At 56.5% G+C, this 14,544-nt stretch carries 7 protein-coding genes and 2 pseudogenes; all 9 read right to left on the bottom strand.

The features are described from left to right. Positions 1 to 392 precede the first annotated feature (392 nt). Complete coding sequence (locus tag QZ409_RS00360; RefSeq protein ID WP_296706063.1) at positions 393 to 1,085, bottom strand: class I SAM-dependent methyltransferase; 693 nt, start codon at positions 1,083 to 1,085, stop codon at positions 393 to 395. A gap of 41 nt (positions 1,086 to 1,126) precedes the next feature. Continuing rightward, entirely contained in the window at positions 1,127 to 2,068 is a 942-nt protein-coding gene (locus QZ409_RS00355; RefSeq protein WP_296706062.1) for a glycosyltransferase 61 family protein, read from the bottom strand. Between the two features lie 172 nt (positions 2,069 to 2,240). Beyond that, a complete protein-coding gene (locus QZ409_RS00350) occupies positions 2,241 to 3,323 on the bottom strand; it encodes a hypothetical protein (protein WP_296706061.1) in 1,083 nt (360 codons plus the stop codon). Further along, positions 3,317 to 4,306, bottom strand: coding sequence for a class I SAM-dependent methyltransferase (locus tag QZ409_RS00345; RefSeq protein ID WP_296706060.1), 990 nt, complete (start codon positions 4,304 to 4,306; stop codon positions 3,317 to 3,319). The genes QZ409_RS00350 and QZ409_RS00345 overlap by 7 nt, the downstream gene beginning before the upstream one ends. Before the next feature lie 22 nt (positions 4,307 to 4,328). Continuing rightward, the gene (locus tag QZ409_RS00340; RefSeq protein WP_296706059.1) at positions 4,329 to 7,442 is read right to left on the bottom strand and encodes a tetratricopeptide repeat protein; all 3,114 of its coding nucleotides are present in this window, start codon (positions 7,440 to 7,442) and stop codon (positions 4,329 to 4,331) included. Positions 7,443 to 7,557: 115 nt separating this feature from the next. Further along, a pseudogene (locus tag QZ409_RS00335) lies at positions 7,558 to 7,727 on the bottom strand (IS5/IS1182 family transposase); the annotation flags it as partial. Positions 7,728 to 7,905: 178 nt separating this feature from the next. After that, entirely contained in the window at positions 7,906 to 8,316 is a 411-nt protein-coding gene (locus QZ409_RS00330) for a hypothetical protein (protein WP_296706058.1), read from the bottom strand. A 148-nt stretch (positions 8,317 to 8,464) separates the two neighbouring features. Continuing rightward, positions 8,465 to 8,977: pseudogene (locus QZ409_RS00325) on the bottom strand (IS3 family transposase); the annotation flags it as partial. A gap of 482 nt (positions 8,978 to 9,459) precedes the next feature. Continuing rightward, on the bottom strand, positions 9,460 to 14,115 hold the full coding sequence (locus tag QZ409_RS00320; protein ID WP_296706057.1) for a glycoside hydrolase family 99-like domain-containing protein: 4,656 nt from the start codon (positions 14,113 to 14,115) through the stop codon (positions 9,460 to 9,462). Positions 14,116 to 14,544 lie beyond the last annotated feature (429 nt).

Here is a 14,544-nt window from a genome sequence, read left to right as displayed (position 1 = left end):
GGCGAAATGGCCTTCACAGACTTCGGCATCGAGAACCTGATCGATCTCATCAAAATCCACAACGACGATCCGACGATCCTGGCGAGGCGGTCGCGCTGAATCCGGCTGCCTGCGCCTGCGTGCTACGCCGGATGGATACCAGGAAGCTCGCCCGCAATTGCATGCTCTCGCCTGTCGAATTCGAACGCCGCAACAAAACCGCTACCGAAGGTGTCTTGAAAACGAGGGCAATTCACTGGTTCAATCACCGTCGGCTGCTGGAGCAATCGGCAATCCCGCCAGCCGAGGCTGAGGCGTGTTATTACGCCTCACTCAATCAGACCGCTGTCGCGGCCTGATTTAAACAAAAACGCCTCCGTCAAACCCGGCGCGGCTCAGTTCTCAATCAATAGTCAGGCCGCATGGTCAATAAATACGTTTTTCCAGTAATGTTCGAATTCTTCGCGATCCATTTCCTTGAATTCCGTGAGGATTTGATTGTAATTCGTCGTCAGGATGGTGTCGTCAGGATTTAGATTAGTTACGATGACCAGTCCTGTTGGAGCGCAATCCGTAATCGAAATGGATAAATCCGGTCTGTATTTTATGAGCGTCGGAACGATTTTCCATACATCGCCTGCCCACCATCCCTTGAAGTCGGACTCTGGATGATTGACCGCGTCATTGTCACGCGTCGTCATGTAAAAACCCGGAGGCAAACAATCGTGCATCACAATGGTCGATCGTGATGCGCAGTGCTTTTCCGTGTTTATGAAATCGCGCAGCAAAAACTCGAACCAATGCATTCCATCCAGAAACGCAAAATCAATAGGTCGACCAAAGATGGCAGTTGGATTGTTTGCGCCGAAAAACTCATCGCTTGTCATTTGATAACAATGACATACAGGCTTGCCGCATAAGACATTAATTTCGCATTGAAAGCGAGGGTCGACACAAATCGTGGCGCAATTCGCCAACTTCAAAGTGTCGCCAAACTGCACGCCGATTTCAAAATATGTTGCTGGCTTAAGTCGGCCATGCAGAACTCGCAAAAACTCAACATAGTTAACGCCGGCGACTCTTTCGCTATAATTGCAGTCTTTCATTATCGCATTCCTATTTGCCGCCACTACCCGAAATTGCGCGCCTAAGCCAATGCCGGCGCGATGAATGACAACAGATCGGGGATCGAAAGCTCGAAAGCTCTGTAGCCGGGCTGTTTTTGTCCCGCGATTTCCGCCTGTTCGGATTCCGGACTATCTTCACAGAAAAAGGGTCGCCAGTCGCCCTCGCCCATCGCGGTCAGGAAGGCGACCCATTTATGGGCGGTATCGCTCAGCGTCATGTCGCGTGGGATGATTTCAAAGACCGTCGCTCTTTGCGCGTAGAGCAGATTGGCCAGCGCCGCGCCGGTCGGCGCGACGATGATGCTGGCGTTTCTGAAAGTTTCGATCTGTTCGGCAATCGGCAAGTTTTCGGTATGGATAATGGCAAAGCCGATCGACTCGAGCGCCTGTTCCAGTTTGTCTTCGTTGATCAGCGGTCGTTTGTGACCCCGCCGACTGATGTAAATCCGCTGTGCCCCCCCTGCCGCGGCAGGAAGCCAGGACAGTTGCGCATCCCTCAGCGTTTGAAAATGCAGGTTCGGATTGTGCAGCGAGCCCTTCATGCCGGACACGAAGGCGATGTGGCCGAATGCGTAAATGGGCTCCGCAAGCTCCAGGGGCTCGATCTGCAACAATTTGAAATGCTGGCGTTGCCATTCCCGGAGGGGTGGCGTCACAAAGGGGACCTGCCAATCGATAGCCAGTTCGGCAACGGCGGCGACGGAAGTCATGGCGTCGAGAACGAAATGCCCGTAATTGTGCTGCGAGCCCCAGGACATGGTCACAATGCCGTCGGTAAGGCGTGGCGCGGACGCGCGGGTGGACCAGATCTGCTGGAGCTGTTCCAGTTTGGGATCGATGTAGGTCGCGTGGCGCGCAGTTGTCAGAAAAATCTGTCCGCCAGCCGTGAGCACCGCTCCCAACGATGGGACGTAATAGGCGTCATCCGTCGAGTATAATTCCAAAGCGTCGCCGGGGATCAAAAGGTCGGGAGTCCACCATCGGGGCGGCATTGTCCCGCCGACCAGACCGGACCATGCGGCGGAAAAGGAAGACGTCTGGCGCTCGAACGCCGGCCTCAGTTCCAGAATTGCGAGGTTCTCGACAGCGTCCTCGGAAACGCCGCTTATCGTTTCGTTTTGCAAAGTCATGCGGTCACTTCAGAGCCTGGCCGACCGCATCCAATATGCTGTCGCCGCCGACGATTGTGGAATTCAGCACAGAGCCGCCCTCATCGTGTTCATCCCATGAATAAATGATGCCCGTTTGCGCGGGACAGGATTGGGGATGAGTCCTGATCCAGGCAGACATGTTGTGTACATGCGCCGCGACCTGATGAGCCGAGCCAAGCAAGTAATAGTGTTCTTCGCCGGACGGTCCAAGTCCAGTTGTCGGCCATGGAGTTGGCGTTTCTTGACGCGGACGCGTATCCCATCCCGTCATGGCCGTCGGAACGATCGCCTGACCTGAGTCCGCGAGAACTTTCCAATAGGCTTCGGCAATCGTGACAAGCTCCGTGTAACTTCCGGCAATGGGCACCTCGCCCATCGTTGCATAGGCGCTGACAGCGTCGGCGCCCGTCGCCGCAAGCCCCCCTCCCTGAAGTGGAGACCAGAGCATCAGTACGACATAGGGATTTTTACGTCCCGAACGCTGGCATTCGCGTCTAAGGCCGCGAATGGCGTCCGACAGCACCGACGGCTTTGTATCGTCGGTCAGCATGAACAGCAGCGGCCTGCCATCGAGCACGGTTTGGTAGTTGGGCGCTGTGAGAAGGCCAACCAACTCGGGCAACGCGCAGGTCACCTGCCGGACAAATGGCTCGTAACTGAATATGCAGCACCATTTCACAAGAGTCTTGTTCGGGCTGCTTTGATGCAGTCTCCAAGCCCGTTGCATGGGGTGGTCGGCACCAAACCAGCAATAGGCCCAATAATCGATTCGCGCTGTGTGGGCTTTGACGATCTCGATATCGATGCGTGACTGTACTCCGCATTTATCCAACGATATCGCGTCCGGCGCATCCACAACGGCGCAGGATGGAGCGCGGCCTTGCCACCGCGTCGGGCTGAGGGTGTTTTGAACGACGCTGCGAATGCCGTCCGTCGCGGATTGCGTGTACCAGGCGTCCCAGCGAATCGCGCCTATCGTGGGCCGAGCGCCGGAATTTGCGCACGCCCGCCCCGCGAGCGCAGCGCTCGCGAGCCCGGCAAGCAACATCCGCCGATCGATCACCACTGCCGTTTTCGAAGAATGAACACATCCTGCGCCAAGCTTGTCGCGTCGAAGGTTGTGACTTCCATCGGCAAATCAAGTTCGGATACGAAACGGTTCAAAGCCTTCTCTCCGAGAAAGGCTTCGCCATATTCGGTGGAATCGGTATTGGTAAACCAGATGAAATCGCCATTCTCATAGTCCGCGATACGTTTGGAAATATTCCCCACGCCATCAAGGCATTGTTTCGAATACCAGTGTATTTCCTGCCCGGCGTCGAGGAGCGCCTGCTCACCTTGGAGACGCTTCAGAAAACGAATGCCCCAGGTTGTGAAGACCGCGTGACCGCCCGGCCTCAGCACTGAACAGATCTCGGTCAGCCACTCCTTGAGAGATTTTTCCGACAAGTGCGAAAAAATCGACCAGCCGACGACGAGATCGAACCAATCCTTCGGTATCGACCCATCCGGAGAAAATCCGCCAGTAAAGACAGTAAAATAGGGATTCAGGGATCTTGCAATGATCGCGTGCAGTGCGTTCGGCTCAAAGCCGTATATCTTGCCGAGATCGAAATCGCGCATGAAGGGTCGCGTCATGCGGCCCCAGCCGCACCCAAAATCCAGAAAACACTTGGCACCGTCCAATGCGCCGCTGGACTTGACGAACTCATAGAAAGCGAACGCCTCCCCCATCGAAATCTGCCAGGAAGACGAGCCGTGGATCTGCGATTGCAACTGCTGCTCGGGAATTGTCGGGAATTCGATGCCCTGGATATTCGAGCAAGTTTCAGTCGTGAGCCAGACGTCCTTCCAATTGTCGTCCGCAATGCCTCCGAACTTGTCTCTGAATGGATTCGCGCTATTGCGAAACTCCGAGCTGTAAGTGATGCGTGGGCTGCTAACTGTGTACACGGAAAACGCTCCAATTTCTATGTTGACGTTAGAACACACTGCTGCTGTGGTCCAGAGCGCCACCAAAGTGAGGACGCGGATGAAGGAGACGCGCAAAAAGAAGAGTTTCTGGCGAATTCTATCCTGGAGCCTTTCTAAAAGCCCCGCTCAGCCATGCGCGGCTGGTATTTTTATAGGCTGCGTGGCAATGGATCGCCGCCGCGCGGCGCATTTCCGCTAGCGTCAGGATGGAGACCTTGGAAAGACGCTCGTCGAGCCGCTCCGGTTCGTTCGCCAGCCAATTCGCGAAGGCGCGCGTCAACAGACCCGGCCCTGTGGTCAGCCACACGATATCTCTGTCGCCGCGTAGAATCGCGGCGGTGGCTTCGCCCAGCGCCCCTGCGATTACTGGATGGTGCGGCGTCGCACCGAGGACATTGTTGCCGATAGAGCCAGGATCCTCCTGATGCGCGAAAAACACAACCCCCGGCGGAACATGGGCCGAAAGTCCGCCCCGTGCGCGGTCGTCGGCGTCGATATAAAAGCCGCCCTCAACATGAAGGCGGGCGAGGCGGAAAAGATCGGCACGTTGGGCCGGTTCGCCTGTTCTGACGAAGGCGTCAAGAATTTGCGGCGGGCAACGCGCGCGCAGATAATTCAGCGCGGTGGAATCGTTGAATGTCTCAATCCTGAAGCGTGGCTCGCATTCGTTCCAGCTGGCCATGAGCCGCGCCACGTCGGCTGGCGGCTCGGGATCGTTCCAGAACCTGGTAATGAGCTTAGGGATTGCCCCCGTCGGAAGATTCGAATCTCGTGATGAAGGCGGGTCGAACCGGCCGGAGCGGCGCAGCGCAATCATCAGGCCAACGGCGGGACCGGTGGGGTCGGGGAAGGCCCGCACTAACTGCAACAGCGGACCGATCTGCTGCTCCGGAGGCGTTCCGCGCAGGGCCGCGAGCTTTTCGGCGAGATCGTCGTCGAGAATATATTCCTCATAAAGTTGTCCCGTATGCGAATGCACGGGATTGATCTTGCGCCGGGCCGATGGTGAACGGGTTTCGGCATGCGCCACAAGGTCGCGCCAGGCGCCGGGCAGGTCGAAGTGCATCAGCGCCAACTTCGCGCGTTCTTCACGTGCCTCGCCGTCCTTCGCGTCTAGAATAATCGCGGCTTCAAGGCTCTCGATGGCAGCTTCGAGCAGCCAGCGCGCCTTGGAGAACCGGGCGCGCAGCTTGAGGACATAGCAGCGCTCCTGGTCGGATGTCACGGGGGGCGGGGCGTCGAGAAGCGTCTGCGCGTCGTCGAAACGGCCGAGATCGATGCTGATCGATATTCTTGTATACCAGGGCCAGAAATCCTGCGGGAAGGCATTATTGGCCACGGTGATCATTTCGAGGCTCTGATCGAGGCGTCCAAGCTGGCGAAGGATGCACGCTCCCCTAAAGTCGATATGAGAATTTGGCGGGCATTTCTCGCGCGCCGTCGCCAGCACCCCAAGCGCGCCATCGGACTCTCCCATCCTGGCCATGAGCTGCGCCGCCGCGAGGTAAGACGAGACCGCATCTGGCCGCTCCGCGAACAGTTGCCGGTAGGTTGCGAGCGCGGCCTCATTCTCGCCCTGCACCGACAGCAGGTCGCCCTTCTTGAGCCGGGCGTCGTAATGCGCGGGATCCAGGCTCAGTGCGGTGTCGAGCGCCGCCGCAGCGCCTTTGACATTGGCGTCCGCAAGCTCCTCGACAGCAATTTCGACATGGGGCTCTGGAAGTGCCGGCGCGATTTCCGCAGCGCGCAGAAAAGCCCCGCGAGCGCCCGGACGATCATGCATCGCCCTTTTCAAATGCCCTTTCGCCATGTGGCCGCCATAGGATGTAAGATCGTTCGCCAGCAGCTGCTCGATCGCCTTCTCCGCACCCGGAAAATCACCTGCCGCGCTTCGGACCTCGGCCAGATTTCGCAGGGCGTCGGCAGGGTTCCCCGCCCTGCCGGCAGCTTGTTCGAAAAAGTCCCCGGCCTCGCCAAAATCGCCCCGCGCCCGCGCCATCTGGCCAAGCGCCATGCTCGCCCAGGCCAGGGCGGGAGACTCGATTTCAATCGTCTCGAATTTCTTCGCGGCTTCTTCCAACCTCCCGACATCGCGAAGGACATAGCCAAACTCCAACCGGTTCCAGTCCTCCTTCGGATTGATCGCGCAAGCCTTTTCGATCAGCGGCAGCGCCTCCTGGGCCTTGCCCTCCAGACGCTTGAGTGTGGCGAAGCCAGCCAATGCGGCGATGTTTTCGGGATCACGCGCGAGGATCCCGCGGTAGAGACCTTCCGCATCGTCGAAACGTTTCGACATACGGTATTGCTGGGCTAGTTCGCCGATGCCCTGGAGATCGTCTGCGTTCAGAGCAGCCGCCCCTTCAAAAAAAACGATCGCCTGGCGACCGTCCTGCAATTTGTCACGTGCGACACGCCCGCCAGCAAGCGCCGCCTGATGGCGTTCCGCACCCGAAATGCGTTCGTCTTCCATTATCTCCCTGTAAACCGAAAGCGCGTCCACATACCTCCCGAGTGCGCAGGTTTCGCAAGCGATCTCCAGTTTGAGCGAAAGCTGATCGGGTTTTTCGGACAAGGCCGAATTCCAGGTCGCGAGAGCTTCGTCGACGCGGCCCAGAGAGTGCAGGAGTCGCGCCTTGGCGCTCCAAAGGGCCTGCCTGTCGGCAACGACCTCAAGCCCGGTCGCCAGCGTTGCGATCGCCTCGTCGGAATCGCCCATGCGCGCGACAATTGAAGCCAGGTCTAAATAGGCGGCTGCGTCGGGCGCGAGGCTGACGGCGGCCCGGTAAAAATCAACCGCTTCGGCGAGGGCACCGCGCTGCGCCAACAGGCCGCCGAGCGCAATCAAGACGTGGAAATTTTGTGGGTCCAGCTCCAGAGCTTGGCGGAAGGCCTTTTCGGCCTTCTCGATGAGGTCACACGACCGAAATACAGAACCCAGTTCCAGCAGTGGCCACGGATGCGATGGCCAAACGGCGGCAGTCGCCTTGAGGCGTTCCTGCGCTACATCGCTGAGGCCCCGCGCTTTCGCGGCCAATCCCATTCCGACAAGCCCATATATATCCGTCGGATCATACGCCAGAAGCGCCAGATAGGCCGCTTCGGCCGCATCGGCGTCGCCACGATGCAAGGCCGCGCCGCCCTCGGAACGAAGATCCAGAACCGACCGCGCGTTCGCGGGAGCGTCCATTCCCGTCGTCAGCGCATTATCCACAGTTCAGCTCCAAAGTCCGTGCAATGTCCGATAGTAGTAATCGTTAGCAACAAACAAAAAAGCGCGCAATCCGGAGGGAGCGACGCGTATCGTTTGCAGGACTGAGCGGATCGCAGCGAGGGGCCGACAGCGCATCGATCCAACGACCACCCTCTTTCAGCGCATGGATAGATCCGCTGATAACTCGCCAATCATCGGTTCGCGGCTTGCCACGTTTGTCGGTTGGAAGATGCGGCGCAATCTTTGAAAACTGCGCGCTGTCAGCGATAATTGATCGCGATTCATCGGTCGCTTCCATTCGGAAGCCGAGAATCACAACGCGCCGGTCAAGCCAACATTTTATCGGCCTGGAGCCTCACATGCTAGCCGCCCTACTGACACCATTGTCGGCCTTTTTCTTCGGCGGAGAGCGTCAAGGGGCATCTACTCGATTTTCACCGCCAGTACGGCAAAAAGCCATATCCTACGTGGGCGTCCCCTTAAATATTCTTATGTGTTTATAGATTTTGTCAGCCGCCGTTTCTGGCCTATCTCTAAAACTGACAATTTCATCAACCGTTTCTGCTGTCAAAGTTTTCGTAGCATGTTTTGTATCACAATATAATCTGTCGAATATTAAATAGTGACCTTCTAGTTTATGATCCTCTTCGCCAAGCTTCCTTTGGCGGTATATAAATTTTAGCCCGGATTTTGAATTTTCGTCGTAATTGAGCCGTTCAGCAAGCCATCTTTGTGTCGCAGGCTCTGCCACTCCATCGTTCAAAAGCTTTAGAATCATGACCTCTAATTTTTCTATCTCACCGCCATTTTCAAGACGTGTTAGTTCCAAAAGCTGTCCAAGGTCACCCATCGAAGCACACTCCAGAGCAATCATATATAATTGCCCTCTATCACCAATCTTATCTTGCCGCGACCTGTTTTCAAGGGCTATTTTTCAACATAACAGGGACGATCCTTGAATAACCCCGAGTTTTCTAGACGCCTTCGTTGGCGGCTTTCATCTGCCGTTCGAACTCGACCGGTTACAGCATCCCGTTCCTGACGTGTTTACGCGTTGGATTGTAGAACATCTCGATGTAGTCGAACACATCCCGGCGTGCTTCATCCCGCGTTCGATATGCCTTGCGGCGTATGCGTTCGCGCTTCAGGAGATTGAAGAAGCTCTCGACAACGGCGTTGTCGTGGCAGTTTCCACGTCGGCTCATCGAGGGCTCCAGATCATGGTGCTTCAGGAACGAGGCCCATTCGATACTGGTGAACTGGGATCCTTGATCGGAATGGATGAGAACTCTGGTCTTTGGCCTGCGGCGCCACACGGCCATGTGCAGGGCTTGCAAGACAATTTCCGTCGTCTGGCGGCTCTGTATTGACCAGCCGATGACGCGGCGCGAGTACAGGTCGATGACCACAGCCAGATAGGCGAAGCCTTCCAGCGTCTTGATGTGGGGGATGTCTGTCACCCAGGCGACATCCGGTGCCTCGACATCGAATTGCCGATCGAGCGTTGTGTCGACGAGGACCGATGGCCGGTACCGGATCACGCTTGAAATCGTCGCTGAAATTGCCTTTGCCCATCCCGGCCTCCTTGCCTCAATTTTAGGGAAAGAAGGCGTCCACGAAACGAGCGACGATTTACCCAAAACGGGTCAGTTCTCAGTGGCAATCAACACCCAACCAGCTCCGCCGATCGCATGTTGCTCACACCGCGCCCCAAGGCGAAAAATCCGCTGAGACTCTAATTTCCGCTGGATGAAACGTCAGTGGCAAGTCAGCAGCAACATAAAAAGGCGGGCACTTCTCAGTGAAAAACGCTGGTCAGTTCCAAACGGCAATCAACAGCCTGACTTTTATAAGCGCGACGAGCGCTCAAGCGGATCAATACATACGCGGTATTGAAATGGCATTTCTATTATCACAAAGAGATTTCTATCAAAAAAAGCATGCGTTTCAGATCATCTGATGGACTGTATCACAACAAATCTCGAACTGGCCATTAATGGCTGCTAGACTCCGCCGCTTACTTTCCAGTCCGGGCTGCCTTGCTGCCCTGTTTCCGCCGTTTTGACGCGACTGGTCCGCTTTCCGCCATAGGTTCGAACAAGTCGCCGAACGACTTAAGATACAAATCGCCGAGGACCGCCATGCTGAAGCGTCGCGAGGTCGTGACGGCCCCGGCCTGATAGGCGTCATAAGCTCCAACACTGCCGAACATGTTTTTCAGTTTCTTGACGAATTCCGACGCCAGCGTTTCGGGGTCGCTGCGATGATCGACCAGCAAACCCGGCGGCTGCCCCAGCACGCCCTGCATGATTCGAGGGATTTCGCCGATATCGGTCGTCGCGACTGGAAGCCCCGCCTCGAAACATTCCAGCAAGAAAAGCGGGAATGTCTCGCCCTCGAAACGGGTCGGAAAAATTCCCATGTCGAAGCATTTAAAATAGCGAATCGGGCGTTCAATCTGGCCGAGGAAAGTCACGAGCGGAGATTTCCCGTATTTTTCTTTCAATTCGCCGGCGACCGGCCCGTCGCCGATCAACACCAGATGAACCGGCCAGCCCTGGGCGTCAATCCTAGCCACGATTTCAATCGCTTGGGCCCAGCCCTTCGATTCGATCGCTCGCGAACACTGGACGAACACAAAGGCGTCGGAGCCAATTCCATGTTGGGCGCGGAACGATTCACGATCGACCACGTCGGCAAGGGGGGGGACAGCGTTGAAACTATGAAGGAATTTTCCGGGTTTGCGAAGATCGTCTGGCAGAAAGGCGAAATTCCTCTCGGCCAGATACAGCCACTTCGTCACATATCTGGACAGGTAAGCGAGGAAGTCCGGAGTCAGGAGTTCGGGAACGGTTTCGTAGCCGCCATGAAGCGATGCGACATAGGGGATTTCAAGATCGACCTTGCGGAGGAAAACCCGGAAATCGACGCTGACATTATGCGAATTGATCAGCTGTATGCCGTATTGCTTGATAAATCCCGGCAAATCGTCACAGATCGAGTCCCAATAGACGACTGGAATATCCGAACGCAGCCTTTGCCTTACCTGTCCGTCCAGCAGGCCATTTGGCCGCTCGATGGCCAGATAGGTGACGTGGACTCCTAAGCCTTTCAGTGTATTGGCTAATTCGACCGGAAGGATTTCGCCGCCGCCGACGGCAAAGCCATTCGCCGCGATGCAGACACGCATCGGGTGCTGTCCGGCCTCGCGGGGCAGCGCCTGGCGCATCGATTGGCTCAACGATTCGGCTGAACGGTCCGTGAGATAGTGCGCAAGTGACTGACAATGCGCGTCGATCGCAGTATCGTCGACGCCATATTCTCGCCAAAGATCCTGAACGACCATCTTGTGTTCGGCTAGGTGCCTTTCGGTGAAAAAGGAGCTGCGCGACGCGCTGGATGGATTGACGCGGAAGAAGGAGCGCGCATTGCGGCGATAGGCGATGGATCCGCCGCGCGTGATCAGGGAGTAGAAATACCAGTCGCCGGCAAAACGATATTCGAAGAGGCGTTCGCGCTCCATTTTTGTGAGGATCGGCTTGCGAAACACCAGACCGGAGGCGTTTGGAATGACATTTTTGACGGTGAAGTCATGCGAAAACGCGCGATGAGCCGGCACGACGCAAGATTGTCGCCATGAGAAATTCTTGAGTCCGTCGAAATAGGCGTCGAGATCGCCGCGCGGCGCGCCTTCCTGATCGATACAGGTGATGCGGCCGAAGGCCGCAAGGATGTCGTCACGCTCAAAGGCTGGCAATAAGTTGCGCAGGAAGTGACGATCGGCGGAATCGTCGGTTTCGGCAATCCAGATCAGGTCATGTCGGGCCAGATCAATACCCTTCATCCATTGCCTGAACACGCAGCCGGAATTCATTTCATTTTTGACGATGCGAAATGGAATGCCGGATTGCGAGAGGATGCTTTTTGCAACGCTTATGCTGTCATCGGAGGAGCAGTCATCAAGAAAAATGATCTCGGCGGGACGCATTGTTTGTTGCAGCACGGATCCGAGACGCTCGGGAAGAAATTTTTCGTGGTTGTAATTCGGGAATATGACGGAGACGGTGGGCGGCCTCGCGCTTTCCGAGCCAACTTCCTGAGTGCTGGCGTCTCGACTATCGACCGCTGAGACATAGGCGCGCGCCGTCGCGTTCAGGTAGGCGGCGCCAAAATGGACATCCGGCTCAAGATAGGCACTTTCGGCCCATTCGTTCCAGGCGTTTACTGCGACAATGGGCGTTCCGAAGACTGGCGCATCCATGGCGCGCGTGAGAAGTTCCGTGAGCCACGTCTCATATTTGTGCGGCGCGCTTCCCTCCAGCGTTAAGCCGCGGTTGGGTCGGCGACAATCATTGTCCCAATTTGGCACGATGGTCTTGATCAGTGGGAAATCTTCGGGCTCGTTCTCGTCCAGAGACGCGTTGGCGAAGTCGTCATAGTCGATGACGCGACCCGCGAATTCAGGCGAATAAGCGTCGGGTGTGGGACGCCCAGGCAGACGGTTGGACAATTTATGCGGCGGAAACTCCAACGCACCATCGAGGCCATGTGGGCGCGGATCCAACTCGCCGAAGGTCTGGGCCATGAACAAGAGCGGCTCGACGCCAATACGCGTTGTGAGCTTCTCTCGCCAACGCCCAATGGTCTGCGCGCTTTCGGGAACGTTCTTGGGATTGTAAATGACAAAGAGCGGCCGATTGTTGAGGCGAATATAGCGACGATCACTAAAATGCCGCGCGATATCATCGATCAAGGCGTCTTCGTCATCAGGATGGTAGTCCTGTTCAAGAAGGATTTCCGATTCGGATCCGTCCCAGGTTCGGGTCCAGTTTTCATTGGCCCAGATTAGCATGAACGGCATGTCAATGTCGGATTCGAGAAGCAGTTCAAGCGGGCGCTCAAGGACGCGTTTGCGATTGAACCAGTAATAGTAATAAGCAAAGCTGCTCACGCCGCCAGCTTTGGCCATCGCGACCTGCTTGACGAGCGTCTCGATATTTTCGAGATCATAGAAACCAAGATCGCGTGGAATATGCGGCTGATAATGGCCAGGGAAACGCGGCATACCTTTTGAAAGTTGACGCCACTCTGTAAAGCCTTTGCCCCAAAAGTAATCATTCTCTTCGATCGGGTGGAACTGCGGCAGATAGAAAGCGACCAACATTGGGCGTGGCCAATTGCCCTCGCTTTCCGCAATGCGCGTGAGAATCGTTTCGTCAAACTCCTCAAACAACGGACCTTTCGTTGTGAAGGCGGCATGCTCGTTGAGCAGGGCGGAAAATGATCCGCTAGTGCGTTTGACGAGATCGATGCGCGAGTCCGGCGGCAACTCGCATTCGTTGGTCAGAAAGTGGCACGAGGCCTGCGTCGCCTGAAACCGCGGCGCCGTGGCACCCATCACCGGCTCATTGAACTTGATCGTGAAGCCGTAATGACCAGTGGCCTTTCCATGCTGCGCCAGATCAGGTCGAAGCTGATTCGCCAGTGCCCGGCCGATGATCTTGCCGTCGAGCACGGCATCGATTTGCACGGTCAGCTCCGGCGCCGAGGGAAACCATGCCCAGCCCTTGGCGCCGCGCCGCGTCAAATGGTCGATATGCCCTTCAACCGCAGGCAGCAAAAGTGTCGGCGCTGAAGCCGGCTTCTCCTTCAAGGCCGTCGTCGGCTTCTTGACGCCCGCAATTACTTTGGCATGGTTCGGAATAACGATCGACCCTCCCTCTTCCTTCACACTTAAGGTCGGCACGGTTTCACCTTCTAGAGGGCTTGAAAAGTTTAGGACGAAGCCGTGATGCCCGTTTCCTTTTCCATATTTCCCCAGATCTTGACGGAATTGGTCGGCAGTGACGCGACCGATCGCCTTGCCGTTGAGCGTAGCTTCAACTTCCAAGGGCTGTTTGGGTGTCGAAGGACGCCAAACCCAGCCAGATGCATACCACCTCGTTATAATATCGACACCGCCCTCGATGTCGTGGCTCGGCGTTGAGCCCGTTTTCGTCGTGGCGACTATCGCAGCCGAGGTGCCTTGCAGAGAAGCTGCAACTTCCGAAGCGACCATATCGGCGGAGGCCAGACGCAGCGTTCCGGCAGCTCCGATTGCAAAAAATTCTGGCTTGTCGCCGTCGGAAAGCTGGGGGTCGAATTGCAAGGTGAAACCGCAGTATCCCGAACCGCGGTCGCTGGGTCGCAAATCGCGCGCCAGACCCTCGCAGATGACGACCCCATTGAGCACGACCTCAATGCGAACGAACTCGTCCCTGCCGTCGGTGAAACGCGCCCAGCCCGAAGCTCCCCAAGAGGTCATAATGTCGACATGGCCTTCGATAGGAATATTCTTGACCTTTGGAGCAGCCCCAAGGTCCGCCCGGACGCGCTCGTCGTCAATCAGATCGACTTGCATCCGTCGGGGCGCAGGATCCGCTTTGTTTTCCACCTCTACTTGGCGGGCGACGTGTGAAGTAATGAAGGGCTGGGCATCGGCATCCCTGAAAATAATGTCAATAATTCTCGGGCCGGTCTTTTCAACAGGGATTTTCCGACCAACAGAACCGGCACCTTCCGATGCTTCCCGATTTTCAACGATGGAGTCTTTCGACGGATCGCGGCGGGCGCTATCATCGATGGGCCAACTCGTGACTCGGTCACCCTCAAATTTTATCACCCAGCCGCGCATGCCTTCCTGTTCCTTAGGTTTACGATACAAAAGCATAGGTTTTATAGGGCCCCTCAGAACCCTTAAAATATTGAGCCGAAGGGGGCAATCATCATGACGCAAATTGACCTGCCGCTGACGCATCATCCAGCGGCGATTAGAGCCTCGGCGGTTTTGACGTGCCCCCGGAATTTGGACCAGTCATAACTGGAATTTTCGGCGTTTTGGCTCATGGCGCCGGATGCGTCGATGCGCCGTTGATCAGCGTTATCGGTGGCTTATTGCCAATCGCGCTGTGCGGTCTGACCTCATTGTACAACCCGATTTGAGAAGACCCACGGGACCGTTAGCCGGAAGGTCTTGTACGCGCTTCACCCCTGGTTCGGGCAGGACGTGTTCGTCCATGCCGTGATTGACAAAGCCAACGCGGCGGTTTTCCGCTGCACCTTG

The sequence above is a fragment of the Rhodoblastus sp. genome, assembly GCF_019449565.1.
Classification (GTDB): Bacteria; Pseudomonadota; Alphaproteobacteria; order Rhizobiales; family Beijerinckiaceae; genus Rhodoblastus.
The sequence above is the reverse complement of the archived record's forward strand: the minus strand, read 5'-3'. Positions and strand labels throughout refer to the sequence as shown.

Bases quoted from the DNA above. Each gene is read 5' to 3' on its own strand.
- QZ409_RS00360 (WP_296706063.1), bottom strand. From the start codon at position 1,085: ATGAAAGACTGCAATTATAGCGAAAGAGTCGCCGGCGTTAACTATGTT.
- QZ409_RS00330 (WP_296706058.1), bottom strand. From the start codon at position 8,316: ATGATTGCTCTGGAGTGTGCTTCGATGGGTGACCTTGGACAGCTTTTG.
- QZ409_RS00320 (WP_296706057.1), bottom strand. From the start codon at position 14,115: ATGCGCGGCTGGGTGATAAAATTTGAGGGTGACCGAGTCACGAGTTGG.